Here is a 25,795-nt window from a genome sequence, read left to right on the forward strand (position 1 = left end):
GCAAGAATTGAAAGCAACTTTGCGATTAGCTCGTCAGATTTGCGAGTTCGGATCGTCAATCTTCGAAGGAGCTTCAATATCGGTGGCTACGCCGCTGGCTAGACGTTCGTTTTCTGCGTCCTGGGCCTTCTGATTCTTGGCGCGCTTCTTGTCGTTCAAGTAGCAGAACAAGGTTGCTGCGGCGAAAGTCAGGAACAATGGACCGGCCAACGCGAACATGGTGATTGCATCGCCGCCCGGGGCTGCCATGGCCGCGACCAAGGCAATCAAGAAGACGGTAATGCGCCAGTGCTTAAGGATGACCTTTGACGGCAGAATGCCGATCATGTTTAGGCCAACCATGAGGACCGGAACCAGCATTGCCAAGCCAAAGGCCAAGAGCAGCCGGAAGACAAACGGCAGGTAGCTGTCAATGGTGATATTAAGGTCTGAGTTATCAGGAGTGAGGCTGCTGAAGAACTTCAGTGCGAACGGCATGACGAAGTAGGCCATGGCGATGCCGAAAAGGAACAGCGGAACTGCGACGCCGGCGAAAGCCAGCGACATGCGACGCTCTTTTTTCTTCAAGCCCGGGACGATAAAGGCCCAGATTTGATAGATCCATACCGGCGACGAAATAATGAAGCCGATGAAGATTGCGACCTTGATCATGATGTCAAAGGGCGATAGGACACCGGTAAACATCACTGTGCCGCCAGCGTTGATCACCGGTGAGATGAGTATCTGCAGCAGCCAGTCATAGGCGAAGAATCCTGCGACAGTACCGACTGCAAGCGCCAAAAGCGCTTTGAACAGTCGGTTGCGCGCCTCAACTAGATGCTCTTTAAGAGACATCCGGCCTTCGTCGTTTTTGACCCGCTTCTTTTTATTGCGCGGAGTCTTGTCTTTATTCTTTACCACTGAAAAGGCTACTGGTTGTTCTTTTCTTCTGAGTTGTTCTTGTCGTCCGTGGACTTCTCATTCACGGTACCGTCGATAGTTTCCGACTTGGTATCGTCGTCCTTCATCTGACGAACTTCAGACTTGAAAATACGCAACGACTGACCCATCGATCGTGCAAGCCCTGGAAGTTTCGGAGCTCCGAAAAGCAGCAAGGCTAAAACGATAATGATGATCAGGTGCCATCCCTGCAATCCACCCATGAGGATTCCCTTCTTTTTGTCTTTAAGTCTACGTTAGAAAAGGCCCAAGTCGTGCATGTTCTGAGCCTGTCCGCGCTCTGCACGACGGGTGACTCTTCTTACCCTGCGCGCTTCGATGCGCTCAAGTTTTCCCTTTTCACGCAATTTCTTGATCTTCTCCGGATTCGCATGCGTGGCAGCAGTACCATGCGGATAACGGCGGGCCACCGGAGCATACTCGACCACGGTACCGGGTTGAGAAAATTCATCACTGAGCTTCTCTGAAGCAGCTCCCAACGAATCCATAACGCCCATCCCCTGCCGGAACAGTCGGATGCCCGAAAGAACCGCACAAAGCACAGCAGCCAACACGAGCACCGTCCATAACAGTGCCCAGAACCACCAAGGAAGCATTTATAAACCCTCATACATTCGGATAGCTTGATCCAACCAATCGTTGACGCAACTACGCGTCGACTCGGGTGAGACTACTGCAATCTTACCGGCGTATCTGGAAACAAGCGGCGCAGGCACCAAGTCATAAGACAACTGGATCTGCGCCAGGTACCCGCTGCCGACCTTAGCGCTGGACCACTGTGTGGGGTGGAACGCTTCAATCGCCGGAAGTACCTCTTCATCTACGAAAACTGTAGCCTGCAAATCCTCCGCAGAACCACGATACTGCAGGTCAAGCTCTTGATCATCAATGTGTCGCTGGCCCAGGTCAAAAGTTTCGTCGGTAAACCGCGCATCGAGAATCCTGTCGACTCGGAAGGTCAGAATGTCTTCTCTAGTGCGGCACCACGCTCGCAGGTATTGCACCGGACCGTCTTCAACGAGCCTCAGCGGCTCAATGTCCCGAATCTTATGGCTGTTTGAACGAGCCGAGAAGTAATCGATGCTCAAGACGTTTCGTGTGCGGATCGCGTTGATGAGCTTCGACGGGATGTCGTTGCCCTGGACCTGGGACAGGGCAAATCCCAGAGCGCCGTTCCAACCTTCGAAACGGGCTACTGCCGCATTGATCTTCGAGAGCGCTGACTGCAGGATGTCCCGGTGTTCAAACTCCGGGATGCTTTCCAGCGCATTCAGGCCGCCAAGCACCGCGACAGCTTCCAGCGGGGCAAGCTTCTGCGGCGATGCAAGCAGCTCTGCATTGGAAATGGTGACGGTATCCGCATCGATGTCGCCGTCATTGACATTGATGAGCTCATCGTGCTGCCCATTGGGCACGCCGCACATCATGATCATCGCAAGCTCTTCGCGGACCTTTTCCACCGGCATCTGGTAGCGCCGCGAGAGTTCCTTGATCTCCACAACGCCCTGGGACACAACGTATTGGATCATGTCGATGTTGCGCAGTACCTGCGCAGCTGTGGTCCCTCGGCCTGTGGCCCGGTGGGCACGGAAATTAACGCCGTCCAGGACTTTCGGGTCAGCAAAGGCATCCTGGGCCCTTCGCGCGGTGGACAGCGCGTCCTTCACCTTGGATGCCAGCTCCTGCGGCTCCACAACCTTGACCGCCGGTCCGTAGGCGGCCAGTTCCGAGGCAAATGATTCAGTGTCCGAGTAGGCGACCTTGAACAGCTTGCCGCCCTGGTCCCCGCTGATTGACCTGACGATCAGCGGCGTACCGGCGTCGTCAAGAATCTTAATTGTTGCCAGGTGCCCGGGATTCTTTGAGTCAAAGTCGAGAAGCACCTGGGTCATGTTGAAGTCGGCCGGACGCCGCTGATATCCGCTGCTGCTTGGACCTTGGCGGCGGATGGTCGTCTTCAGATTGCCCTTGATGCGCGAGAGCCTGAACACCCTGCTGGCATTGCGCGTGTGGTCGAACCCGGCGAAGTACCAGTTGCCAAAGCGCTGGCCGATCCCCCAGACGTCGACTTCGCGTTCCGATTCGACGCCCTGCGCGGTGGTGTACGTGAACTTGACGGTTTTCCGGTTGAACACCGCCAGGGCGCATTCGCGGAAGTTCGGTTCGTCCAAGGACAACCGAGGCAGCAGCGTCCCTGCGATCGGCGCGACGGTTGCTTCATCCAGTTCGCCGCCGGTGATGCGGGCAGCCGCTTTCAGGCCGAGTGCTTGCAGCTTGCTGTCTTTCCAGAGGCTTGCGGCCAAGGCAATGATTGCTGTTTCTGCAGCGGTGAATTCAATGGCTGGCAGGAACCAGTCGCTGGTATCAATGCTGTAGTAGATCGTCCCGTCAACGTCATCGGAGATCAGCCGCAGCCCGAACTCGTTGCGGATATCTTCACGAAGCCGCTCAACCGACTTTTCCTTCGCTGCGTCGCTTCCATCCGGTGTCAGATACTCGCCGATCATGGAGGAAGTGAACTTCTTGGAAGTAGTTGCCAGCGCATAGATCAGACTGGTCAGCCGCTCAGCTTTGCTCGGGCCTGAAGATTGCTTTGTGCTCACGACACCAGCCTAATCATTTTTCTTAATTGTTGCTGATTCAAAACAGCTGCGGCCCCGATTCTCGGGACCGCAGCTGTGTTGCTACCAATCAGGCTTTTACTTGGTGCCCATCAGGTCGACGACGAAGATCAACGCTTCGTTCGGAGCAATGGCTCCGGGGGCGCCGCGTTCGCCATAAGCCAAGTGCGATGGGATGTCCAGACGGCGGCGGCCGCCGACCTTCATACCCAGCAGGCCCTGGTCCCAGCCCTGGATGACCATGCCGACACCCACTGGGAAGTCGAGGGTCTGTCCGCGGCCCCAGGAGGAGTCGAACTCTTCACCGGTGGACCAGGCGACGCCGACGTAGTGGGCCTGGACGGTGGTGCCTGGGGTGACCTCGGCGCCGGTGCCCTCAACGAGGTCGGTGATGACCAGTTCGGTTGGTGCGTCGGTGCCTGGGAAGTCGATTTCCGGCTTGGTGCGGTCGTAGTTGCGTTCTCCGAACGACATGTTCACGGCCTTTCGTTAGTCGTGTGTCAACCAGCTACTTGCTGGCTGGGGCTTCTACCTTGGTCAATTCTACGTAGAACACCAGGGTTCCGGTTGGGGACCCCTGCTGCGAGGTCTCTCCGTAGGCCAGGTCAGCCGGGATGGTCAGCATGACCTTCGAGCCTTCCTTCAGTCCGGTCATGCCCTGGGTCCAGCCCTTGATGACCTGGTTGAGGCTGAAGGTGGTCGGCTCCTTGTCGAAGTTGCCGTCGAACTTCTTGCCGTCGGCGTAGGTGACGCCCAGGTACTTGGCGGTGACCTTCGAGTCGGCGGTGGCCTCGGTGCCCTTGCCTTCTTCAAGCACGTCCACGACCAGGCCCTTTGGCGCCTCAACATCCTTCGGAATGTTGATGGTCGGCTGCTCGTCCTTGAAGCTGACGGTCGGCAGCTTGTTTTCCTTCTTCAGCTTGGCAACCTCGTCGTCCGACAGCTTGGTGCTGACCGGGGTGGTTCCCTCGATGTCGATCAGGATGATGCGCTCGGCGCGGGTGCCGGCTTCCGGCTTGCTGGTAGAGCCGTTGGCCTGCTGGGTTCCCTCGATGGCCGAGTAGGCAACCCAGTCGCCGACCTTGGAGTTGATCAGCGTTTCGTAGAGTTCTGGCATGGACTGCTTGAACTGGTCATCCAGGGTCATCGAGGTGGCTTCACCGGTGAAGTTTTCGTTGGTGAGCTTGCCGTCGATGGTCTTGTACAGCCCCGACTTGACCTTGATCGTGTCGCCGGGGTTGACCTCGGCGCCGTCGCCCTTGACGACGTTGACTGCTTCGTCCTTTTCCGTCAGGAACGGGGTGTCGAAGGTGACCTCAGGTGCTGCGCTGGCATCCTTGCCTGGAGTGACCTTGATGTCGGAAAGAGAGCTGCTGCCGGAGGTCGAGCCACAGGCTGCCAAGGCGAGAATTGATGCGGTGGCGGCTGCTGCCATAACTTTGCGCACGAATCTTCTTTCGTTCGTTTGAAATTACAAAACCAAATGGCGAACCAGCTTGTCAGCTGAACGCGCTTAAAGACCAGCCTAAAGCCAGATGCTGTGAAATTTCTTTCCGACAGCTCCCTAAACAGGCTTGCTCATGATTTCGATGAGTTCATCCACCTGGTCGTTCTGTGTGGCAAACGGGTCCTTGCACAGCACCACGCCGCCCTGGCCTTCCTCGTATTTCATGTGGACCCAGTCGGCGCTGTAGCGGCGGCCTGTTGCGCGGGCTGCCTTGATGAACTTGCTGCGCACCACTGCCCTGGTGGTTTCCGGAGGGTTGAAGATCGCATCGCGGATCTGCGCGTCGCTGACCACCGACGTCGCCAACCCGCGCTTGCGCAGCAGATGGAACAGCCCGCGCGACGGATCGATGTCGTGGTAGGTCAGGTTCAGCTGGGCCAGCCGGTGCGAGGAGAGCTCCAGAGAGTTCTTCTGGGCGTAGCCCAGCAGCAGCTTGCGCTTGATCGCCCAGTCGATGTCCTTGTCGATGGCGGAGAAGTTCTGGGCCTCGATCGCGTTGAGCACCCTCTCCCACAGCTCGATGATCTGCTCGACGCGGTCATGGTGCGCGCCGTGCTTGGCGATGAACTGCTTGACCGAGTCAAGGAGCACCCACTGGATCTGCAGCGCGGTGGGCTCGTCCCCGCCCATCAGGCGAACGACGGTCTGTCCGGTGAAGTCGTGGGAGATCTGGCGGATGGAGCGGATCGGGTTTTCCAGGCGCAGATCATGGTAGATCTCCCCTGATTCGATCAACCGCAGCACCAAATCGGTGGCGCCGATCTTCAGCAGCTGCGTGGTTTCGCTCATGGTCGAGTCGCCGACGATCACGTGCAGGCGGCGGTGGTATTCGGCGTCTGCGTGCGGTTCGTCGCGGGTGTTGATGATCGGGCGGGAACGGGTGGTCGCCGAGGAGACGCCCTCCCACATGTGATCGGCGCGCTGGGAGAAGACGAATTTGGTTTCTTCCCCGACCTGGACCAGGTTGCCGGCGCCGCACAGCAGCTGGCGGGTGACCAGGAAGGGAATAAGCATGTCTGCAAGGCGCTTGAATTCGATCTTGCGCGGGATCAGGTAGTTCTCATGGCATCCGTAGGAGTTTCCGGCGGAATCCACGTTGTTCTTGAACATGAAGATCTTTCCTTCATGTCCTTCTTCCATCAGCTGGTCCTCTGCCTGGTCGACCAGGTCAAGCATGAGGGCTTCGCCGGCGCGGTCGTGCGCAATCAGCTGCAATAGCTGGTCGCACTCGGCTGTCGCGTACTCCGGATGCGATCCCACATCGAGATAAAGCCGCGAGCCGTTCTCCAGGAAGACGTTGGAGCTCCTGCCCCAGGCCACGATGGGCCGGAACAGGTGGCGTGCGGCGTCCTCGGGGGTCAGCCTGCGCCCATCGGATGGCACATAGTTCAGTCCGAATTCGGTTTCCAGACCGAAAATTCTGCGATCCACGCGAAGTTACTTCCCCTCAGCTCAGGCGCCGCAGCGGCGCCGTCTATTTAAATTTCTAGTGCAGCGAAGCCAGCTTACTGTCCGCCCTTTTGCACGAAGCCGCGCACGAATTCCTCTGCATTCGATTCCAGAACCGAGTCGATCTCATCAAGCAGGTCGTCGACTCCTGCCGACTGCCCGGTGGTGTTGACCTGGATCTGCTCGGCGGCGTCCTGGGTTTCGCTCTGGCGGCGAGCCGAGAAGCTTTCCTGTGTCATTTTCTACTCCTGACCTTGGCGGTGCATCGTCCTGCGCACCTGTGCTGATTCAATTCTGCGCGTTCTACGCGCGGCGCGCCAACTGGTCGATGAACTCATCGATTTCCAGCTGCGCGTCAAAGAGCTCACCGACGTCGCGGCGGGTTCCATCCAACGGCTCTGGCAGGAAGATCCGGCTGATCTTCCTGGCGCCGGGCACCGAGAAGGACAGCGCGTCCCAGTTCGCGGCGACCACATAGGGGGCATAGCGCTGCAGCGTCTTTCCCCGCAGATAGGCCCTGGTGTCCTCCGGCGGTTCGGTGACCGCACGGTTGATTTCTTCCTGGCTGAAAATCGTCTGAATAGCGCCGCGGGCCGCCAGCCGGTAGTACAGCCCCTTGTCTTGGCGCAGGTCGGCCCATTGCAGATCCAGCATGCCCACGCGTGGATCATCCAGGCTCAGGTTGTGCCGCTGGGCAAAGGAGGTGATCAGCTTGTACTTGGCGATCCAGTCGATCTGGTCGGCCGCCAGCAGCGGATCGCGTTCGAGCAGGTCGAGGACCTGTGCCCAGCGCTCAAGGATCTCAGCGGTGTCAGGATCATCGTGCCCCTGCCACTGGCAGTAGTCCTGTGCCGCACTCAAGTACTCGCGCTGGATTTCGATGGCTGTCAGCTTGCGCCCGTCGCGCAGCCGCACTGCGGTTTTCAAGCTCGGGTCATGGCTGATCTGCTGCAGCGCAGCTACCGGGTCGCCGAGCTCCAGCTTCGGCGCGGCACCTGCTTCAATCAAGCTCAGCACCAGATTGGTGGTGCCCACCCGCAGCAGGGTTGAAATCTGCCCCAGGTTCGCGTCGCCGATGATCACGTGGAGCCGGCGGTACTTGTCCCAGTTCGAATGCGGCTCGTCGCGGGTGTTAATGATCGGGCGGTTGACCGTGGTCTCCAGGCCCACTTCGGCTTCGAAGAAGTCGGCGCGCTGGGAGATCTGGAATTCCTTGCGCTGGCCGAGCATGCCCTTGCCCACCCGGCCCGCACCGCAGAAGATCTGGCGGGTGGCGAAGAACGGCGTGAGCCCCTGCACCAGGGACGAGAATTCCACAGAACGCGGCACCAGATAGTTTTCGTGGGCGCCGTAGGACACCGATTTGTTGTCGGTGTTGTTCTTGTACATCAGCAGTTCCCCACTGCCCAGGCGTGCGGCCGTGTCCATGGCGCGGCGCATCACTTCATCACCTGCCTGGTCCCACAGCACTGCCGCGCGCGGAGTGGTGGACTCGGGGCTCGAATACTCCGGGTGAGCGTGGTCGACGTACAGGCGCGCGCCATTGCCCAGCACCATGTTCATCACCACGTCCGTGGAGTCCTTCTCCTGGTAGAGCGTGGAGCCGACGCGGGCGTCGTTGCCGTCCAGCGCCACCGACTCCGCGGTCCAGATGCCGGCATCCACCTCGGGTTCGACGTCGGTCAGCTGCGTGGGGTGGGCCTGGTCGCGGGCCACGGTGAAGCCGCGGGCATCCTGCAGAGGGGACTCATCGGCGTAGTCCCAGCGGGCGCCGCGCACCTGCGAATTGGTTTCCGCAACCAGCTGCGCGTAGGAGTCCACGACCTGTGCGGAAAGCACCGTCGCATTGGCCTTGGGCATGGACGGGCGGATGATGCCGTATTCGGTCTCCAGGCCGACCAGCCGACGGGCGCTCACTTGGCCGCCTTCTGGCTGACCAGCGAACGGATATTGCTGATGCGCTCGCCCTTGCGCCCGGAGATGCGGGCCCAGTCATCCGGGTTGGTGGTGTTCGGCATGTCCTCGTGCTCGGCAAATTCCTCGCGCACCGCCCGTAGCAGGTACTCCTGCTTCAGGCCTCGTTCACCGGTGGTGATCAGGGCCTTGATGGCGTGCTTCTTGGCGCGGTCCACCACGTTGTGGATGACGGCGCCGGAGGCGAAGTCCTTGAAGTACAGGATTTCGGAGTGGCCGTTGACGTAGGTGACTTCCAGGAATTCATTGATCTCGTCCGTGGAGTACATGGCCTGCACGGCGGCTTCGATCAGCCTGTTCACGGTAGCCTGCGCATTGGCGTCCTGGGCCAGTTCACTCTCGTGGATCGGAAGTTCAGTGGTCAAGTACTTGCTGAAGATCTCCACCGCGCCGTCGGCATCCGGACGGCGGATCTTGATCTTCACGTCCAGGCGGCCTGGGCGCAGGATGGCAGGGTCGATCATGTCCTCGCGGTTCGACGCGCCGATCACAATCACATTGTCCAGGCGCTCCACGCCGTCGATCTCCGCCAGCAGCTGCGGGACGATGGTGGTTTCCACGTCGGAGGATACGCCGGTGCCGCGGGTGCGGAACAGCGACTCCATCTCGTCGAAGAAGACGACCACTGGATCGCCGTGCAGCGCCTTTTCACGGGCGCGGGCGAAGATCAGGCGGATGTGGCGTTCGGTTTCTCCCACGTACTTGTCCAGCAGCTCCGGACCCTTGATGTTCAGGAAGTAGCTGCGCGTGCTTTCTCCCCCGGCCTTGGCGGTGGCCCGCTGGGCCAGGGAATGCGCCACGGCCTTGGCGATCAGCGTCTTGCCGCAGCCCGGAGGGCCGTAGAGCAGAATGCCCTTCGGAGCGCTCAGGCCGTGTTCGCGGTAGAGCTCCGGGTGAGAGAACGGAAGTTCAACCGAATCCTTGATGGCTTCGATCTGCGAATTCAGGCCACCGATGTCCGAGTAGGCAATGTCCGGAACTTCTTCGAGCACCAGCGACTGCATGTCGGTCAGCTGCACGCGCTTGATGCCGAGCCCGGTCTTCGTGTCGATGGTCAGCTGGTCGCCCACGCGCAGGTGCTCCTCGCGCAGCGGCTGGGCCAGGGTAATCACGCGCTGGTCGTCGGCGCGGGCCATCACCACCGCCTGGTGGTCTTCGAGCAGCTCCTTAACCGTCACCAGCTCGCCGGTTTCCTCATAGCCCAGCGCGGCGATAACCACCAGCGCCTCATTGAGCAGCACCTGCTGGCCGACGTGCAGCTTGTCGAAGTCAAGCAGCGGGCTGACGCCCACGCGCATCTTCCGCCCGGAATACACCACATCCACCGCCTGGATGGCGGTCGATTCGATGGCGGTGCCGGGCTGCGGGTGGCGGCGCGGGTGCTTGGCAATGATGGTGCCGTAGCTGAAGGGCGCGTCGCCGTCTTTTTCCAGGGCCGACTTGAGCCCGATGATCTGTTCGCGGGTGGTTTCCAGCAGTGCTACCAGACGCTGGTTGTTGCCGCTGATGCTCGCCAGCTGCTTGTCGAGATTCCTATTCTTGTCACGCAGCACGTTGACCTGTCGCTCGGTCATCTGCAAACGTTCAGCCATTTGCTGCGCTTCGAAGCTTTCGCTCACGTTGTTCTCCCAACATTTAACTAGCAGGCAGGCGGTTGATCAGCGCGTGCTGCCTCGATCCACCGGCGCCGCCCCGCGCCGCAGCGCAAAGAAGCACAGGTGGGAACCTGCAATTCCATAGTACGGAAAATGACCCTGCAACGCGTGTCAACAGGGTCACATGTCCGATTATTGAGACGTTTTATCTCAATATCTGGTCACTTGATGATGCGGGGGCTAGTTTTCTTCGCTTCCCTGGGCATCCTCGTGGGCGGCGCGGACGCGCACCGACTGGTTCGCGTCGCGGGCGGCCCGGCGCAACTTCTTGTCCGACAGCCCGCGCTCGCCCAGCGCCTGCGCGGTCCACTCGTTTTCATCGTGGTCCCGGGTCCAGGCGCTCAGGTCCTCGGCCGAGTAGCCGTGCTCCTTGATGCGCTTGGCCTTGGGAATCCCGTCCTGCGCGTCGGCCAAGCGGCGGGTAGTGATCAGGAATGCGGTGTGCGCGACCATGCGGTGGTCCGGGCGCACTGCCAGGCCGTCGACGTGCCAGCCGCGCAGCAGGGTCTCGAAGCACTCCGGCTCGGTGAACTGGCCCGAAGCGCGGATCGCTTCCACCACGCGCGACATCTGGGTCACCGAAGAGACGTAGTTGGTCCATACGCCGCCCGGAGCCAGGACGGTGGCTACTGCATCCAGGCATTCCCACGGGCTGAGCATGTCCAGCACCACGCGGTCGATGCTGCCGGGCTCTTCCAGCTCGACAACCTTGTCCTGGAAGTCGCCGATGGAGATCTGCCATGCCGGGTGCTCGCCGCCGAAGACCGTGGAGACGTTGCCCCGGGCGATGTCCGCGAATTCTTCACGGCGTTCGAAGGAATGCAGGTAGCCGGCGTCCCCCACCGCACGAAGCAGCGAAATGGACAGCGCGCCGGAGCCGACGCCTGCTTCCACCACGCGGGCGCCGGGGTAGATGTCGCCGAACTGGACGATCTGCGCGGCATCCTTCGGGTAGACCACGGTGGCGCCACGGGGCATGGAAAGCACGAAGTCCTTGGCCAGCGGACGCAGCGCCTGGTAGCGGAAGCCGTCGACATTCTCGATGACCGAGCCCTCGGGCAGGCCGATGATGTCTTCATGAGGCAGCACGCCCTTGTGGGTGTGGAACTCGCCGCCCTCCTGCAGGGTGATCGTGTTGATGCGGCGTTTTTCGTCGGTCAGCTGCACGCGGTCTCCCACGCGGAACGGGCCGCGTCGGGCGTCGGCGCCGTGCGGCGCCGCTGTGCTCTGCTGTGGTTCAGGCGTCTGGCTCACTATTAGTCGTCCTTTGATCTGTTCTTGAATCAGTTAGTTCTTGCGGCCTATTACCGCATTGATGATGTCTTGCTGGTGCAGGATTCCCACCACGACCCCGCGGCTGGAAATCACCGCATACTCTGCTGTGGGCACGCTGGCCAGGTAGTCGATCAGCTCCCTGCCGTCGGAGTCTTCGGCAACCACGGCCCCCTGCCCCAGGGCCCGTGAAACCGCCAAGGCCGGAACGCCGCTGGCGTGCTGGGGATCCACGCGGGCGATGGCCTGCTCGTCAATGACGCCCACCGGCATGCCGCGCGGGTCCACCAGGACAATCTGGCCCCCGCGCTCGCTGCGGCGGATGAAGACGTCGGCCACCGTCGCCTGGGACACCATGGCGCTGGCAGGCTGCATCAGATCGGATGCCACCACCTTGGGAAGGTTCAGCATCATCTTCGAGTGGGCAATCAGCTGCGTGGTGGCCTGCCACATGAAGATTGCCACCATCGCGCCGACCACGGCGGTGATGATTTCAACGTTTTGGCCGGTGGCGTAGGGCCAAATGACAAAGTAGACAACCACTGCCACAGCGATGGCGCGGCCCACCCACGCCGAGGCGATGGTGCCCTTGAACTGGGATCCGGTCGCCTTCCAGACCGCGGACTCGACTAGACGGCCGCCGTCCAGCGGAAGCCCGGGCAGGGCGTTGAAGGCTCCGAGCAGCAGGTTCGCGTAGATGAAGAAGTTCAGCAGCAGGCTCAGGTAGATGTTCAGGTCCAGTGCGTGGAGCAGCCCCCAGCCGATGCCAGCCAGGACAAAGTTGGAAACCGGTCCAGCCAAAGCCACCCAGAGCGATGCGCCCGGGGTGGCCTTGAAGGAGCCGAACTGGGTGTGACCGCCCATCAGCGTCAAAACAATGTGCGCGTCAGGCCACTTGAAGGCGCGGGCGACCATGGCGTGGGCGACCTCGTGGACCAGCACGGCGACGGCAATGGCCACGGCGCAGGCAAAGCCGAGCATGAACGCAGAGGTTGCCGGCACCAGCGCACTCTGGGAAAGCTGGGTTCCCATCGAAATGGTGATCACCGCAGTGATGATGAACCAGGAGCTGGAGAGGTAGACGGGGACGCCGCCTATGGTTCCCAGCTTAATACCGGGTGCTTTTTCAGTTGTTTCGCTCACGCATCTACCTGTACTAACCACTCGGACATGAGTTCAATATTAACGTTTTCCAGGCCGTCCACCCGACGCCAGGCACCGATGCCGGGATCAGTCGCGTTGGGAACCAGCACCGCGTGCAGCTGTGCGGCGCTGGCCGCGCGGATGCCGGGATCTGAATCCTCGAAACCAATGCAATAGGCCGGGTCAAGTTCTGCTCCAACATGCTGAGAGAGCAGCCGCAGCCCCTTCAGGTAGGGTTCCGGATTAGGCTTGCCGCGCTCAACCTCTTCGCCGGTCACGGTTGCCTGGAAGGTGCCCTGGGGAATCCGCTCAAGCAGGTCGCTGACCACACTGCGTTCGGACATGGTGACCAGCGCCTGGGGAATTCCCGCCTCGTTCAGCGCCGACAGAAGTTCCCTGGCGCCCGGACGCCACGGAATATGTTGGCGCACCCCGCTGGCCACCCGTTCGCTGAGCCAGTCGATGATTTCGCGGACGGAGAGCTTCACACCGGCTTCCTGCAGCACCCTGGCCCCGTCGGGCAGCGCGCAGCCGACCAGTGCATGGGCCTGCTCATCGGACCAGCGTCCGCCGTGGACCGCCACCAATTCCGCCTCCGCTGCGATCCAATACGGTTCGGTATCGATCAGCGTGCCGTCCATGTCCCAGAGAACAGCTTGTATGGGATGCGGGCGGCTATTTGTGTCAAAGGCAAAACTGGTGCTTGGCATGAGTCCATTCTAGATGGAAGAGTGGGTCTAAGCTGATTCGGCGCAGCCGCGCGAACCTGCTGAAAATATGTCCTGTATCGCTAAGGAGTCGTCAGTGGCCAGCGAGTATCACGCGCCGACGTTCGATGGATTCATCGCGCAAAGCGAACACGCCCAGCGGCCGTCAATCCTCTTGGCGGCCTTCGAAGGCTGGAACGATGCCGGGTCCGCCGCCAGCGACGCGGTGCGCCGAATTCTGCGGGCCACCCAGGCGCAGCACATCGCGAGCATTGGGCTCGATGACTTCTACGACTACCAATTCACCCGCCCCACCACGAAGCTCACCCCGAACGGCCGAATTGTTCAGTGGCCGAAGACCGACATGTACAAGGTGGAGCTGCCCCAGGCCGCCGCTGATCTGGTGGTGGTGCTCGGCGTCGAGCCGACTTTCCGCTGGCAGTCATTCTGCGCCCAGATCATCGAGCTGGCCAAGGACCAGCAGGTGCAGCTGGCCTTGACGGCTGGCTCGCTGCTGGCCGACGTCCCGCACACCCGGCCGGTGCCAACGATTTTCACCAGCGACAACCCCAGCCTGCAGGACTACCTGAAGGTGCAGGCCTCGACCTACGAGGGACCCACCGGCATCCCCTCGGTACTCGGCCTGGAGCTGGAAGCCGCTGGGATTCCCACCGCGTCACTGTGGGCCCAGCTGTCCCACTATGTGGCCCAGGCTCCCAGCCCGCGCGTGGAGCTGGCGCTGGTCGAGGTGATGGAGGAGCTGCTCCCGCTGGCTATCCCCACCGACCAGCTGCGCGAGGACGCCCAGGCCTGGCGCCATGGCGTCGATGAGCTGACAGCCTCGGACCCGGATGTCGCCAAGTACGTGAAGCAGCTCGAAGAGGCCACCGATGCCAGCGAGCTTCCCGAAGCCAGCGGAGAAACCATCGCCCGGGAATTCGAACGCTACCTGCGCCGCCGCGGCCGCTACCGCTCGGACGGGCAGGGGCCCGACTTCGAGATCTGAAATCTCAAAGCCCGGCCCCTGATACGGCGTGCTCGCGCCGACGCTACTGCAGCTTCAAGCCCAGCAGGGCGTCAAAAGCGTTCAGCAGCAGCTCGCTGCCTTCGCCGCTGCCTTCAGCCTCGGTCGCCGCCCACTGGTCAATTGCTTCCAGCGCTGCCGGGGCATTGAGGTCGTCGGCCATCCGGGCGCGGATGCGGGTGATCAGCGCGGTGGCTTCGGCCAGGCCGGTGCCCACAATGCGCTCGCGCCAGGCGGCAATGCGCTGCTGCGCCTGTTCGAGCAGCTCGCCGCTCCAGAACCATTCGCTGCGGTAGTGCTGGGAAAGCAGCACGGCGCGGACCGCCACCGGCTCGACGCCCTGCTGGCGCAGCTTGGAAACAAGCACCAGGTTGCCCAGCGACTTGCTCATCTTTTCACCGTCCAGGCCGACCATGCCGGTGTGGACATAGGCCTGCGCCAGGGCTTTGCCGTCGACGGCGGCGGCATGCGATGCGGAGAATTCGTGGTGCGGGAAGATCAGGTCCGATCCGCCGCCCTGCACGGTGAAGGGTGCAGGCAGGGTCTTGCGGGCAATCACCGAGCATTCAATGTGCCATCCCGGGCGTCCAGCGCCCAATTTGCCGCCGTCCCAGGAAGGTTCGGATGCCCTGGCGGCACGCCACAGCAGCGGATCCAGGGCATCGCGCTTTCCAGCGCGCTGCGGGTCGCCTCCGCGTTCGGCGAAGAAGCCGAGCATGGTTTCGCGGTCATAGCCGGATACCGATCCGAGCTTCCAAGCATCGTTCTGCGCGCCGAGCGCGTCGAAGTAGATGTCTCCTTCGACGCCGTCTTCGCCGGCAGGCACGCGGTAGGCAAGATCCGCTTCCAGCAGCTGCTCGACCACAGGCACCAGCCAGTCGATGGATTCCACGGCTCCGACGTAGTGGTGCGGCGGAATAACGTTCAGCGCTTCCATATCACTGCGGAACAGCTGGACCTGGTCCTCGGCAAGGTCGCGCCAGTCCACCCCGGTGGCTTCCGCGCGCTCAAGCAGCGGGTCGTCCACGTCGGTGACGTTCTGGGTGTAGGTGACCGTGCGTCCGTTGTCCAGCCAGGTGCGGTGCAGCAGGTCGAAGGCTACATAGGTGGCCGCGTGCCCCATGTGGGTGGCATCGTAGGGAGTAATGCCGCAGACATAAAGGCTAGCCGGAGCATTGGCTTTATCTGCTGGAGCAGTGGCTCGGGTGGCTCTCGAAGAGGTGTCGAAGACCTCCAGGATCGGTGCGGAGCCCACAATATGCGGTACTTCCGGAGATTTCCACGCGTGCACTTAAGTACGTCCTTTCGCAGATGCGATGATTTTGTTCCTTTAACTCCAAGCTTGGGGTGGCTTGGAATATTCCCGTTAACAGCAAAGTGTCCGTGGGAAAGTTCACGGACACTTTGCAGAGGCAAATTTAGGCGTTGATCAGACCGAAGCCCAATGCGACGAAGAGGATGAAGCCCAGCAGGATGCGGTACCAGACGAAGAACCTGTAGGAGTGTGTGGACACGTACTTCAGGAACCAGCCAACCATCAAGAATCCAACGACGAAGGCTACGGCCGTTGCGACGCCGGTCTGGGCCAAGGTGTAGACACCCGGCTCGGAGAAGGACTTGACCAGCTTGTAGAGCCCCGAGAGGAACACCGCCGGGATCGCCAGCAGGAATGAATAGCGGGCCGCGGCTTCACGGGTGTATCCCATGAGCAGGCCGGCGGTAATGGTTCCGCCCGAGCGGGAGACGCCCGGGATCAGGGCCAGGGCCTGGGCGAAGCCGTAGAGGATGCCGTGTTTGACGGTCAGGTCCTCCAGCTTGCGGGTCTGCTTTCCGTACTGGTCAGCGATGGCCAGAATCAGGCCGAAGACCACCAACATGGTTGCCACAATCCACAGCGAGCGGAAGTTCGTGTCGATGTAGTCTTCCAGCAGCAGACCGAGAATGCCGATCGGAACGGAACCGAGGATGATCATCCAGCCCATCTTGGCGTCTGGATCCGAATGCGGAACCTTGCCCACGATGGCTTTGCACCAGGCGCCGATGATTCTCACGATGTCGCGCCAGAAGAATACGATCACTGCCGTCTCGGTACCAAGCTGGGTAATGGCGGTAAACGCCGCCCCTGGATCCTGGGCGTTCGGCAGTAATTCGCCAACGATGCGCAGGTGTGCTGAGGACGAGATCGGGAGGAACTCTGTCAGGCCTTGGATCAGGCCGAGGAAAGCTGCTTCAAACCAATTCACACACTGACATTACTTCACGTTCAGGTTCTACGACGCACCAAAAACACCATGACGGCTAAAAATCAGCCCGTGGTCGTAGTCACTGGTCGTTATTGGGTATTGTGAAGGGCAAAAGTTCAGAATACTGTTCGTACAACGCATCTTCGTAGTCTTCGAAGGCATCGGCCAGCGAACCAAATGCCGCGTCAACTGCGGCATCAGCCGCTCCCCTGCTTTGAGAAACGACGGCGAGATGTTGTTCCAAATGCGCAATCAGCGTCCGCAGGGCGTAGCTCGGATCAGTACTCATGGACTCACGGTACAACCGAATCTTTCATTTCGATAGGGGGTTCAATGCTTCAGGAACTCATCAAGGCTCCGCTTCACCAGGAAAACGATACTCGATTCGAGTACATGATCATTACATCTTTTCCGGGTGAACCGAAGCATGTCGCCCGCGCAGCGCTGCGCGAACATGCAGACAACGGCAAATGGGAGCTGGTCCGCACCTGCCGCTATGAGGGCGGCGCCTATAAATACTGGCTTCGCCGCCGGGTCATGCGGGTGAAAAGCACACTGGAAATAGTTGACGTCTAGTCAGGGGCAAATGGACCAGTTCGCTGCCGCGCCGCTCACGGCGCCAAATATCGATGCCGGACCATATCGTCTGCGTGAATTTTCGCTTGCCGATGCACCGCTAATTTCGCGCGCGGGTGCAGATCCGCTGATTCCCTTGATTACCACGGTGCCGGTTGACGGCACGGCAGAAGACCATGCCGCGTTCATCCTGCGGCAGCAGCAACGGCTGCGGGACGGCACAGGCTACTCTCTGGCCATCGCCGACGCAGCCACTAACCACGCTGTGGGCCAGATCGGACTGTGGCTGCAAAACCAGGACAACGGCATTGCCTCCATCGGATACTGGGTTGATCCAGAGCAGAGGCGGCGGGGAATAGCCGCTCATGCGTTGGTCGCACTGTCCACCTGGGGCCTGTCGCTTCCACAAATCCACCGGCTGGAACTGTACGTCGAACCGTGGAACGAAGGATCTTGGCGCACCGCCGAAGCTTGCGGTTTCCAACGTGAAGGACTGCTTCGCAGTTTCCGGACTATCGGAGGGCAGCGCCGGGACCTTTACATGTACTCGCTGCTGCCCTCCGGTCTGCCATTGGTTTCAGCTGTCTAGTCGTCCAACGGCCCGACTAGCCAGCTGGCCACCGTGTTGGCGGCAGATGCCGCATTTGACGGGTGGTACCAGCTGGCCTGGACATCGCGGTAGAGCCGCTCGAATTCGCTGCCTCTGAAGTACGCACCTCCGCCAAGTAATTGGCCAGCCGACTGGACGTTGTCCCGTGCGGTGTCTCCGGCAAGGGTTCTGAAGGTTACCAAGCGGGGGAACCATTCGGCGCCGTGGTCCACCAGTTCGTCGAGGTCTCGGCTCACCGATCGCTGCAGTGCGTCAAGGGCGATCATCCGCATTGCGGCGTCGGCGAGAATGCCCCTGGCCCGAACATCCTGCGAGTACTTGCTGCCGTCCTGATGGCTGCGCTTGTTCATGGCGTCTGCACCCAGGGCAACTGCGCGTTCTGCAATGCCCGCATAAACGCTTGCGGTCAGTGTGAGGAATGATGCGAAAATTCCGAAGATCAACAGGTCCGCAGTGGGTCCTACGGGCAGCCTGCTGTGAACCCACGCTGCCGGAGCGAGCGCTGAACGAAGCTTGGTTGTGTGCGATTGGCTTGCACGCATTCCCAAGGTGTTCCAGTCCCCCAGTGATTCAACTCCCTCGCCCTTGGCCACGAAGCCATGGACCAGCTCGTCGGTATCTTGGTCCTTGCCGAAGACCCCCAAGCGGGTAAACGCGGGAGACAACGAAGTGAAAATCTTGGTCCCGGTAAAAATTACCGACCCGTCCGACTGAGTTTGCGCAGTGGTCTTCGAATCGAAAAGCACCGCGTCATTGCCCGGCTCCGAAATGCCGAAGGCCATAACCTCTCCCTCGGCGATCCACTGGGAAACCATATCCAGGCGGTGGTCGCCTCGCGCCACCAGCAAGTAGGCAACACCGGACCACACCTGATGCATGTTCACAGCCAAGGCGGTGGCCGGCGCGGCGGTAGCCAGCCTGCGCTGCGCCAAGGCCAGCTGTTCAAAGGACCATCCAAGTCCTCCTTGGTCCTGGGGAAGCAATGCCTTGAGATAGCCAAGCTCAACCAGCTCCTGGAAGTCTTCATGCGCAAAGCTGTTGGCCTCGTCGTAGCCGCCAGCGCGTTTCCTGAATCGCTCCAGCAGCTCATCACTGAGCACAGATTCAATAGACAATTCGGTTAATCCTTTCACTGCCATGTCACTTTTGAAGTTCTTAGTAGCTGCGCAGCAGCTTTTCCAGTACGCGCACGCCGAACTTAATGGAGTCCACGGGGACTTTCTCATCGACACCGTGGAACATGCCAGTGAAGTCGAGATCGGCCGGCAGCTGCAGGGGTGCGAACCCGTAGCCGGTGATGCCAAGCTGTGCCAGCGCCTTGTTGTCGGTGCCGCCGGAAAGCATATACGGAAGCACCACCGCTTCTGGATCTTCAGACAGCAGTGCTTGAACCATGGAATCGACAAGCGCTCCGGCAAACGGAACCTCCAGCGAAAGCTGCTCGTGAACCATGCTCAATTCAATGTGCTCTCCGGCCAGTTCCTTGATTTTCTGGACAGTGGCCGCATGTTCCTCGGGCAGTGTCCGGCAGTCAATCAGCGCTTCTGCCTGTCCGGGGATGACATTGTGTTTGTATCCTGCGTCGAGAACCGAAGGGTTCGCGGTGTTCTGCAGCGTGGCGCCGACAAATCGCGAGACACTTCCCATGGCATGCAGCAGCGGAGCTGGATCCTGCTCGTCGAAGGACAGCCCGGTCATTTCTGCGACGCTTTCCAGCAGGGCGCGAGTGGTCTTCGTGTAGGACAACGGCCACTGGTGCTCCCCGATTCTGCCGACGGCAGATGCCAGACGGGTCACCGGATTTTCGGTGTTGATCTGCGACCCATGTCCTGCAGTGCCTCGTGCGGTCAGCTTCATCCAGGCAATGCCCTTCTCAGCTGTTTGAAGCATGTAGGCGCGTTTTCCGTTGATCTCAACAGAAAAACCGCCGACCTCGCTGATCGCTTCTGATGCTCCGGCAAATACTTCCGGATGATGCTCCACCATCCATTCGGCGCCATATTCACCCCCGGCTTCCTCGTCGGCAAAGAAGGCGAGGATCAGGTCCCGAGGAACCTCGATCCCCTCGCGCACGATGTGCCTGGCTGCCGCGAGGATCATGGCGTCCATATTCTTCATGTCCACCGCACCACGGCCCCAGATCATGCCGTCAATGATCTCGCCGCCGAAGGGGTCGACGCTCCAGTCCTCTTTGATGGCGGGCACCACATCCAAATGGCCGTGCACGATCAGTGCCGGAAGCGAGGAATCGCTCCCGGGGATCCGCACTATGACATTCGCCCGGCCGGGTGCAGATTCGTAGATCTTTGGCGACAGGCCCACTTCCTCAAGGAGTGCAACCACATACTTTGCCGCTTCGATCTCGCCATTGCCTTGGTTGTTGCCGAAGTTGGATGTGTCCATCTGAATCAGCCGCTGGCAAATCTCAACTGCTTCGTTTTCCATCTGTTCCAGCGCGTGAGCCATTTCCATTGATCAGCGTCCTTTTTCGAAGATGCACATGTTTGTTCTCAACCTTAGCCGTGCAGCTGCCGATAAGCGGTTCTGGCACCAGGATGCAGCGGCTGCCCTGCGGTGCTGATCAGCGATTGCGGGCTCAGGAACTGCATGCCGGCTGTTTGTTCCGGGATCAGTTCCTGCGCATGTTCCACCAGCATGCGGACAATTCTTCCTACTAGATCTTCGTCCAGGCTTTCGGACGCCATCAGCAGATTGGCAACGCCGATGCTTGAAGCCTCCGGAACTCGGGGGTAGGTGCCGCCGGGGATCGTCACGTGGTCGTACAGTCCTGGATAGCTTCTGCGCAAAGACTGGAGCACGTCGTTGAGATTCATCAGCCGCAGGTCGACGTGCCGGGCGAGCTCCGCGACTCCACGTACCGGCATGCCACCGAAAAGGAAGAGCGCATCAATGTCGCCGCTTTTCAAGGCCTCCAATCCATCGGCATAGCCGAGTTTGACTTCTTCCGGCGGCCTGGCGGCGGTGGGCAGCCCGGCCGCTTTGAGGATCCTTTGCCCTGTCACCCAGGTCCCGGACCCTGCCGCTCCAGTTCCGATGCGGCGTCCAGCCAGATCATCAAGTGTGAAGATTCTGGACTCGGCACGGGAAATGCAGTGGAAGTAGTTTTGGTACACCCTGCCCAGGGCCACCGGCTTGCTGCCATGGCCATCCTGGCGATACTGCGCGACGGTGTCCGCCAATGCCAATGACAACTGGGCGTCGCCGCTGGCCAGCATATTCAGGTTCTGCACGCTCGCTTCAGTGGCGATGGCCCGTGAAGTTTTCGCGATTCCGTGACGAACGAGAGCCAGCGACAATAGGGTCGCGAATTCAAAATAGACTCCACCTTCTTCACCTGCCGCGATGTTCAGTTCGTCCGCTGAATGGGCGCTGCATCCGCCGAAGGCAACAGGAGCGGCCACAGCAAGCGGCAGTCCCAGCGACCATTTGAGCACGGTCCTTCGGGACAGTTTCGAGCTACTCATCGTTTGCTCCCGCCGCAACAGACGCTTGGCCCCGTGGAAGCTGCAGGGCTGCGCGCAGTCCTCCGCCAACAGCATTCTCGACGCTCAGCGTTCCCTTATTCGCCTTGGCCAAACTCTGAACGATAGCCATGCCAAGTCCTGTGCCCGCGATCTGCCCGGCTGGCTCGGCTCTCCAGTACCTTCGCGAGACCAGGGCAAGGTCTGGCTCGGGCAGGCCCTTCCCGTGATCGCGAATCGCAATTTCTACGGTTCGAGAAGCAGCCGTCAATTCAAGTTCTATGGGAGCGCCGGCGGCATATTTCAGTGCGTTCGAGATCAGTTCTTCAAGCATCATTTGAAGTTCATATTCATTGCATTCAACGTAGATTTCGTCGGGCTCTTGCTGTGGAATCTTGAGCAGCAGCGGCGTCTTGAGCTGAGCCGCCCGAGCGGTATGCCGCTCGATCTCATCTCTCAGCATGGCCGCCGCTGGCAACGAAGCCGTCTGCGTTTCTACAGTCTGTGCGTTGGAATACGAGTTTGCTTCCGACACCCGATGCTCGGCGCTGGCCAGAAGCAGCACAGAATCAATCAAGTTTTCCATCCTCCGCAGCTCTTTCTCGACTGCTGCGACTTCGCCGCTGAGAGCCTGTGCTCCCAAGCGCATCTTCAGCAGATCCACGCGCAGCCTCAATGCGGCGATGGGATTGCGCAGCTGGTGGGAAGTCTCAGCGATCAGTTCCCGCTGCTGCTCCAAGCTGTCGGTGACCGACTGCGCCATCTGGCCAAAGGAGCGCGACAGCGCCCTCAGCTCGGGCGGGCCGGCTGCCTGCAGCGGGCGGGGCTTCTGGGTGCGAGCCAATTCAGAAACTGCCCGGATCAGCTGCTGGACGGGCCGCAATACCCAGGTTGAAAGGCGGTCAGCCAAAAGCAGCAGTCCAGCGCAGGCGCTGAGCGTCGCGATGACAACAATTGACCAGCCGCGCAGGATGGTGCTTCGAGCCGGCTCCAGATTGGCTTGCAGAATCACGGAGCCAAGTACTTGTGTTGCGTCTCCAAACGGCCTGGCAAGCACTGCCGTAGAGCTGCTGAATGGGCTGATGTCCTGAAGTTCGGTCTGTTCCAGATTGATGCTCGCATCCCGCATGGCGGTGCTCACCACCGGATCGAGCGGATCGATATTCCCCGAGGACAGCTGTCTTCCGCCGATGTTGATGATCAGGCCTTCATTGAACAGTTCGCTATAGGTGTCCATCTCCAGCTGAAGCGCGCCGATATCCAAGGGATCGTTGTCGAAGCTTGCCAACTGGACGAATCGGTTCATTGCGGCAAGCCTGGAAAGCTGAACGTCCTGGGTAGTCGTGCTGCTGATGCTGCGCAGCAGCAAGACCGACAAAATTACCGCAATAAAGCACAGCAAGGCGCCTAGGACGGCCAAGACGCGCAATCTCATGGGCTGGGAACTTCTAGACGGTAGCCGACGCCTCGAACGTTGATGATCATCCCGGGGGTCTCAAGCTTCGACCGCAGGCCGGTGAGGTGGACATCCAGCGACCTGGAAACCGCGACGAATGCGTCGCCCCACAGCGAATCCAGAATCTGTTCGCGAGTCACCACAGATCCTGCATGTCGCGCCAAGAGGGTGAGCAGATCAAATTCTTTGGCAGTGAGCCCGAGGCTGCGTTCCTTGATGAATGCTTCACGCTTGTCGACGTCGATGCGCAATTGCCCCAGCTGCAGGTTGTTTGCGTCTTCGGTTTGCACCAGTGCCCGGCGGGCCACCGCTTCGATCCGCGCCATCAGAACTGCCAGGCCGATGGGCTTAATCAGGTAGTCGTCGGCGCCGAGGCGCAGACCGCGCACAACACTGCGTTCATCGTTTCGGGCGGTCAAGATGATCACCGGCGCATCGGTCACCAGACGCAGCTTGCGCAGCACCTCAAGCCCGTCAAGATCTGGAAGCCCAAGATCCAAAAGGATCATTTGGGCCGCCTGATGCTGGAGCAGTGCATCCGCTCCGCGCGCAACCCGGAACGCCTGGTGTCCAGAAGCCGTTACCGCATCCACCAGGGCGCCTGCCACTGCGTCATCATCTTCAATGATCATGAGCTGCACGAGTACATCCTTGGTTTTCCGGGGCCTTCATCGAACTAACGCTAACAGTCTAATAGTCCTAGTCTTCAGTGTTTCTCGCACTTACCTAAGACAGTGTTAGTTCTCCGCACCGGGCTTGGAAGTAATGCACGTCACCCATAGATTCGAAGGAGTACTTGCCCCGCGCCCTGCTCGATGACGAGCCAGCCGGCCGGGAGAATATATGGCGGCTCTGCGAAGGATGCCTGCCAAACTCGCATCGTGGAGGATGGAAAATGTCTGAGACAACTCAGCAGCTCAATGTTGACAGGGACGGGGGCCGGCCTCCGAAGTGGAAGATTGTCGGCCCCGGCCTTGTGGTGGCGGCAACCGGTGTTGGCGCAGCCGATATGGTTGCGACTCTCGTTGCCGGCAGCCAGTACGGCTACGCGCTTCTGTGGGCGGTGATTCTCGGCGTTATCCTGAAAATCGTGCTCGTTGAGGGCGCCGGACGCTACACCTTGGCCACCGGGAAGACGATTTTCGAGGGCTGGAAGACCCTGGGCCCTTGGACTACCTGGTACTTCGGCCCCTACATCATCATCTGGGGCTTCGTGTATGGCGCCACCGCAATGAGCTCCGCCGCCATGCCGTTGGCGGCGCTGTTCCCTGCACTGGATCTGAAGATCTGGGCTGTCATCATGGGCCTGTTAGGCTTCGTGCTGGTCTGGTTTGGAAAGTACAACTTCTTCGAGAAGATCACCGCAGTGCTCGTGGGCATCATGTTCGTCACCGTGGTCGGCTTGGCGTTCATCGCCGTGCCCAATATCCCCGAGATGTTCAAGGGCCTGATCCCGATGATCCCCGAAGGCGGCGTGGTCTACACCCTGGCGCTGGCCGGCGGCGTGGGCGGAACCATCACCTTGGCGGCCTATGGATACTGGCTGCGTGAAAAGGGCTGGTACACCCCGAAGTGGATGCGCGTGATGCGCATTGACAACACCATGGCCTATGTCATGACCGGTATTTTTGTGATCGCGATGCTGATCGTCGGCGCCGAAGTGGTGCGCGCCGCCGGCGTTGCCATCTCCGGCGGCGACAAGGGCCTGCTGGAGCTCGCCGATGTGCTGCGCGAGCGCTACGGAGTTGTGGTCGGCAATGGATTCCTGGTTGGCTTCTGGGCCGCCTCCTTCTCCTCGATCATCGGCGTGTGGAATGGCGTGTCATTGATGTTTGCCGACTTCTGGGGCCATATGCGCAAGAAGCCTGCCAACCATCCGGACACCATGACCGGCGGAAAGTACTTCAAGTTCTATGTCCTGTGGCTGACTTTCCCACCAATGGTGTTGTTCCTGCTGGACAAGCCGATCGCACTGATCCTGGCCTACGGCGTACTGGGTGCATTGTTCATGCCGTTCCTGGCAGTCACATTGCTTGGACTGCTTAATGGTCGTCGCATTCCGAAGGAATGGGCCAACCGCCTGCATACAAACATCGCGCTGGCCATCACCGCGATCCTGTTCATCATTCTCGGCGGGCAGCAGCTGTGGAAGGCAGTGGCGCCGTTGTTCGCCTAACTAAATTTCATAAGTCAGAGGAACGGCAGCCGGCTTCCACACCAAACGAGTGGAAACCGGCTGCCGTTCTTTTGCGATTTTCCAGCGGGATGAAAGCCGACGAAAATGAGATCATGCAGATTCAACGAATTGGTATTCTCGGAGCCGGGCGGGCAGGCACCGCGCTGGCGCGAGTGGCCGCACTGTGCGGAATCGACGTCAACATTGCCTCTACTCGGACGCCCCAAATGATGAAGTACCATCTGGCCCAATATGCACCGCAGGCCCGGGCCGTATCTGCCGAAGAGATTGCTTCCGGAGTTGATGCAGTAGTTCTAATGGTGCCCCAAGAGGAACTGGATGACGTTGACGCAGAGTCGTTCGGTCAGAGCATTCTGATTGACGCCACCAACCGTTGGCAGGAAGAACCGCTGCCGCAGTGGTTCGAAGAAGGTCTAGCCTCAGGCTTATCCAGCAGCGAAGTCATTGCGCTGCGCTTCTCCCCCGCCCGCGTGGTCAAGGCGTTCAATCACATCAGCCATTGGGATCTGGACGCTGACCGCACTGCGAGGACTTCCGGACAACGCGCCTTGGCCGTCGCTTCGGATGATAGCGCTGCGGCTGAGCTCGTTGCGGAGTTGACCAAACGGTTGGGTTTCAGACCCCTCGTTTTGCGGTCGCTAAAGGCAGGAAGAATCTTGGAACCTGGCGGCCCGGTGTTCAACGAGGTTTTGGGCTACGAGGAACTTGAGCGTTTAACACGGACGTAGATGCAATTGGTTATCGTCTAGATTGCAACTTCCCAGGTTTCCATTGTCCGGCGTTTCGATATTCTGTGGCCCGCCTCCCAAGACATCAACGGAATCTTCCTTAAATTCTGTGAGGCTGAACAAAATTCTGTGACACTGAACACGAAAATCAAGAAAAAATGTGCGTAACTACTAATCAACCTCCAATTTTCCGCGTAATCTCGGGAAAAATG

At 60.2% G+C, this 25,795-nt stretch carries 26 protein-coding genes; 5 read left to right on the forward strand and 21 right to left on the reverse strand.

Features of this window, described 5'->3' with window-relative positions:
• Positions 1–33: 33 nt before the first annotated feature.
• The 13 genes from tatC to AUR04nite_RS01400 all read right to left on the reverse strand — a co-directional run bounded on the left by tatC (position 34) and on the right by AUR04nite_RS01400 (position 13,270).
• The gene (gene tatC / locus AUR04nite_RS01340) at positions 34–900 is read right to left on the reverse strand and encodes a twin-arginine translocase subunit TatC (RefSeq protein ID WP_246055260.1); all 867 of its coding nucleotides are present in this window, start codon (positions 898–900) and stop codon (positions 34–36) included.
• Positions 901–908: 8 nt separating this feature from the next.
• On the reverse strand, positions 909–1,142 hold the full coding sequence (gene tatA / locus AUR04nite_RS01345) for a Sec-independent protein translocase subunit TatA (RefSeq protein ID WP_141361170.1): 234 nt from the start codon (positions 1,140–1,142) through the stop codon (positions 909–911).
• Positions 1,143–1,175: 33 nt separating this feature from the next.
• A complete protein-coding gene (locus AUR04nite_RS01350) occupies positions 1,176–1,535 on the reverse strand; it encodes a hypothetical protein (protein WP_141361172.1) in 360 nt (119 codons plus the stop codon).
• Entirely contained in the window at positions 1,536–3,542 is a 2,007-nt protein-coding gene (locus tag AUR04nite_RS01355) for a helix-turn-helix transcriptional regulator (RefSeq protein WP_141361174.1), read from the reverse strand. It lies immediately after the preceding gene.
• Between the two features lie 96 nt (positions 3,543–3,638).
• Positions 3,639–4,034, reverse strand: coding sequence for an FKBP-type peptidyl-prolyl cis-trans isomerase (locus AUR04nite_RS01360; protein ID WP_141361176.1), 396 nt, complete (start codon positions 4,032–4,034; stop codon positions 3,639–3,641).
• 34 nt (positions 4,035–4,068) lie between these two features.
• The gene (locus AUR04nite_RS01365; protein ID WP_141361178.1) at positions 4,069–5,007 is read right to left on the reverse strand and encodes an FKBP-type peptidyl-prolyl cis-trans isomerase; all 939 of its coding nucleotides are present in this window, start codon (positions 5,005–5,007) and stop codon (positions 4,069–4,071) included.
• 117 nt (positions 5,008–5,124) lie between these two features.
• Positions 5,125–6,498 (reverse strand): Pup--protein ligase, encoded by a 1,374-nt coding sequence (pafA, locus tag AUR04nite_RS01370; RefSeq protein WP_141361180.1) that lies wholly within the window; start codon positions 6,496–6,498, stop codon positions 5,125–5,127.
• A 74-nt stretch (positions 6,499–6,572) separates the two neighbouring features.
• The gene (locus tag AUR04nite_RS01375) at positions 6,573–6,755 is read right to left on the reverse strand and encodes a ubiquitin-like protein Pup (RefSeq protein WP_141361182.1); all 183 of its coding nucleotides are present in this window, start codon (positions 6,753–6,755) and stop codon (positions 6,573–6,575) included.
• A 64-nt stretch (positions 6,756–6,819) separates the two neighbouring features.
• Positions 6,820–8,433: a depupylase/deamidase Dop gene (gene dop / locus AUR04nite_RS01380; RefSeq protein ID WP_141361184.1), complete on the reverse strand. Its 1,614-nt coding sequence runs from the start codon at positions 8,431–8,433 to the stop codon at positions 6,820–6,822.
• Entirely contained in the window at positions 8,430–10,082 is a 1,653-nt protein-coding gene (arc, locus tag AUR04nite_RS01385) for a proteasome ATPase (protein ID WP_141361370.1), read from the reverse strand. The genes dop and arc overlap by 4 nt, the downstream gene beginning before the upstream one ends.
• A 243-nt stretch (positions 10,083–10,325) precedes the next feature.
• A complete protein-coding gene (locus tag AUR04nite_RS01390; protein WP_141361186.1) occupies positions 10,326–11,399 on the reverse strand; it encodes a tRNA (adenine-N1)-methyltransferase in 1,074 nt (357 codons plus the stop codon).
• Positions 11,400–11,432: 33 nt separating this feature from the next.
• The gene (locus AUR04nite_RS01395; protein ID WP_141361188.1) at positions 11,433–12,560 is read right to left on the reverse strand and encodes a site-2 protease family protein; all 1,128 of its coding nucleotides are present in this window, start codon (positions 12,558–12,560) and stop codon (positions 11,433–11,435) included.
• Complete coding sequence (locus AUR04nite_RS01400; RefSeq protein ID WP_141361190.1) at positions 12,557–13,270, reverse strand: HAD family hydrolase; 714 nt, start codon at positions 13,268–13,270, stop codon at positions 12,557–12,559. Before AUR04nite_RS01400 ends, AUR04nite_RS01395 begins: the two co-directional genes overlap by 4 nt.
• Before the next feature lie 94 nt (positions 13,271–13,364).
• Here AUR04nite_RS01400 and AUR04nite_RS01405 point away from each other — a divergent pair, with 94 nt between their 5' ends.
• Positions 13,365–14,273, forward strand: coding sequence for a proteasome assembly chaperone family protein (locus tag AUR04nite_RS01405; protein ID WP_141361192.1), 909 nt, complete (start codon positions 13,365–13,367; stop codon positions 14,271–14,273).
• A gap of 43 nt (positions 14,274–14,316) precedes the next feature.
• Here the strand turns inward: AUR04nite_RS01405 and mshC are convergent, their stop codons facing one another.
• The 3 genes from mshC to AUR04nite_RS01420 form a co-directional block, all read right to left on the reverse strand.
• A complete protein-coding gene (mshC, locus tag AUR04nite_RS01410; protein ID WP_141361194.1) occupies positions 14,317–15,582 on the reverse strand; it encodes a cysteine--1-D-myo-inosityl 2-amino-2-deoxy-alpha-D-glucopyranoside ligase in 1,266 nt (421 codons plus the stop codon).
• A 127-nt stretch (positions 15,583–15,709) separates the two neighbouring features.
• Positions 15,710–16,534: an undecaprenyl-diphosphate phosphatase gene (locus AUR04nite_RS01415; RefSeq protein ID WP_141361196.1), complete on the reverse strand. Its 825-nt coding sequence runs from the start codon at positions 16,532–16,534 to the stop codon at positions 15,710–15,712.
• A 79-nt stretch (positions 16,535–16,613) separates the two neighbouring features.
• Positions 16,614–16,823, reverse strand: coding sequence for a hypothetical protein (locus tag AUR04nite_RS01420; protein WP_141361198.1), 210 nt, complete (start codon positions 16,821–16,823; stop codon positions 16,614–16,616).
• Between the two features lie 44 nt (positions 16,824–16,867).
• Between AUR04nite_RS01420 and AUR04nite_RS01425 the strand changes: the two genes are divergently transcribed.
• Both AUR04nite_RS01425 and AUR04nite_RS01430 read left to right on the forward strand, forming a co-directional pair.
• Positions 16,868–17,110 (forward strand): DUF5703 family protein, encoded by a 243-nt coding sequence (locus tag AUR04nite_RS01425; protein ID WP_141361200.1) that lies wholly within the window; start codon positions 16,868–16,870, stop codon positions 17,108–17,110.
• A 10-nt stretch (positions 17,111–17,120) separates the two neighbouring features.
• Positions 17,121–17,699, forward strand: a complete 579-nt coding sequence (locus AUR04nite_RS01430) for a GNAT family N-acetyltransferase (protein ID WP_141361202.1) — start codon at positions 17,121–17,123, stop codon at positions 17,697–17,699.
• On the opposite strand, the gene AUR04nite_RS01435 is transcribed toward AUR04nite_RS01430, so the two are convergent.
• From AUR04nite_RS01435 to AUR04nite_RS01455, 5 genes are read right to left on the reverse strand one after another with little or no spacing between them, the layout of a single operon-like run.
• Positions 17,696–18,835, reverse strand: coding sequence for an acyl-CoA dehydrogenase family protein (locus AUR04nite_RS01435; protein WP_141361204.1), 1,140 nt, complete (start codon positions 18,833–18,835; stop codon positions 17,696–17,698). The genes AUR04nite_RS01430 and AUR04nite_RS01435 overlap by 4 nt on opposite strands.
• Before the next feature lie 40 nt (positions 18,836–18,875).
• Positions 18,876–20,192: a M20/M25/M40 family metallo-hydrolase gene (locus AUR04nite_RS01440; protein ID WP_407646639.1), complete on the reverse strand. Its 1,317-nt coding sequence runs from the start codon at positions 20,190–20,192 to the stop codon at positions 18,876–18,878.
• Positions 20,193–20,236: 44 nt separating this feature from the next.
• Complete coding sequence (locus AUR04nite_RS01445) at positions 20,237–21,205, reverse strand: TAXI family TRAP transporter solute-binding subunit (RefSeq protein ID WP_170184032.1); 969 nt, start codon at positions 21,203–21,205, stop codon at positions 20,237–20,239.
• Entirely contained in the window at positions 21,198–22,637 is a 1,440-nt protein-coding gene (locus tag AUR04nite_RS01450; protein ID WP_141361208.1) for a HAMP domain-containing sensor histidine kinase, read from the reverse strand. Before AUR04nite_RS01450 ends, AUR04nite_RS01445 begins: the two co-directional genes overlap by 8 nt.
• Positions 22,634–23,299, reverse strand: coding sequence for a response regulator transcription factor (locus AUR04nite_RS01455; protein ID WP_141361210.1), 666 nt, complete (start codon positions 23,297–23,299; stop codon positions 22,634–22,636). Before AUR04nite_RS01455 ends, AUR04nite_RS01450 begins: the two co-directional genes overlap by 4 nt.
• A 254-nt stretch (positions 23,300–23,553) precedes the next feature.
• Here AUR04nite_RS01455 and AUR04nite_RS01460 point away from each other — a divergent pair, with 254 nt between their 5' ends.
• Together AUR04nite_RS01460 and AUR04nite_RS01465 are read left to right on the forward strand one after the other, a co-directional pair.
• Positions 23,554–24,834, forward strand: a complete 1,281-nt coding sequence (locus AUR04nite_RS01460) for an Nramp family divalent metal transporter (protein WP_141361212.1) — start codon at positions 23,554–23,556, stop codon at positions 24,832–24,834.
• An 89-nt stretch (positions 24,835–24,923) separates the two neighbouring features.
• Positions 24,924–25,583, forward strand: coding sequence for an NADPH-dependent F420 reductase (locus AUR04nite_RS01465; protein WP_246055262.1), 660 nt, complete (start codon positions 24,924–24,926; stop codon positions 25,581–25,583).
• Positions 25,584–25,795 lie beyond the last annotated feature (212 nt).

Origin of the sequence: Glutamicibacter uratoxydans (assembly GCF_006539925.1) — a bacterium.
Taxonomy (GTDB): domain Bacteria; phylum Actinomycetota; class Actinomycetes; order Actinomycetales; family Micrococcaceae; genus Glutamicibacter; species Glutamicibacter uratoxydans.

What these genes read in the sequence shown, in the direction of transcription:
- tatA (WP_141361170.1), bottom strand. Translation starts at nt 1,142, where the DNA reads ATGGGTGGATTGCAGGGATGGCACCTGATCATCATTATCGTTTTAGCC.
- AUR04nite_RS01350 (WP_141361172.1), bottom strand. Translation starts at nt 1,535, where the DNA reads ATGCTTCCTTGGTGGTTCTGGGCACTGTTATGGACGGTGCTCGTGTTG.
- AUR04nite_RS01360 (WP_141361176.1), bottom strand. Translation starts at nt 4,034, where the DNA reads ATGTCGTTCGGAGAACGCAACTACGACCGCACCAAGCCGGAAATCGAC.
- AUR04nite_RS01375 (WP_141361182.1), bottom strand. Translation starts at nt 6,755, where the DNA reads ATGACACAGGAAAGCTTCTCGGCTCGCCGCCAGAGCGAAACCCAGGAC.
- arc (WP_141361370.1), bottom strand. Translation starts at nt 10,082, where the DNA reads ATGGCTGAACGTTTGCAGATGACCGAGCGACAGGTCAACGTGCTGCGT.
- AUR04nite_RS01400 (WP_141361190.1), bottom strand. Translation starts at nt 13,270, where the DNA reads ATGCCAAGCACCAGTTTTGCCTTTGACACAAATAGCCGCCCGCATCCC.
- AUR04nite_RS01420 (WP_141361198.1), bottom strand. Translation starts at nt 16,823, where the DNA reads ATGAGTACTGATCCGAGCTACGCCCTGCGGACGCTGATTGCGCATTTG.
- AUR04nite_RS01425 (WP_141361200.1), top strand. Translation starts at nt 16,868, where the DNA reads ATGCTTCAGGAACTCATCAAGGCTCCGCTTCACCAGGAAAACGATACT.
- AUR04nite_RS01430 (WP_141361202.1), top strand. Translation starts at nt 17,121, where the DNA reads ATGGACCAGTTCGCTGCCGCGCCGCTCACGGCGCCAAATATCGATGCC.
- AUR04nite_RS01440 (WP_407646639.1), bottom strand. Translation starts at nt 20,192, where the DNA reads ATGGAAATGGCTCACGCGCTGGAACAGATGGAAAACGAAGCAGTTGAG.
- AUR04nite_RS01445 (WP_170184032.1), bottom strand. Translation starts at nt 21,205, where the DNA reads ATGAGTAGCTCGAAACTGTCCCGAAGGACCGTGCTCAAATGGTCGCTG.
- AUR04nite_RS01450 (WP_141361208.1), bottom strand. Translation starts at nt 22,637, where the DNA reads ATGAGATTGCGCGTCTTGGCCGTCCTAGGCGCCTTGCTGTGCTTTATT.
- AUR04nite_RS01460 (WP_141361212.1), top strand. Translation starts at nt 23,554, where the DNA reads ATGTCTGAGACAACTCAGCAGCTCAATGTTGACAGGGACGGGGGCCGG.
- AUR04nite_RS01465 (WP_246055262.1), top strand. Translation starts at nt 24,924, where the DNA reads ATGAAAGCCGACGAAAATGAGATCATGCAGATTCAACGAATTGGTATT.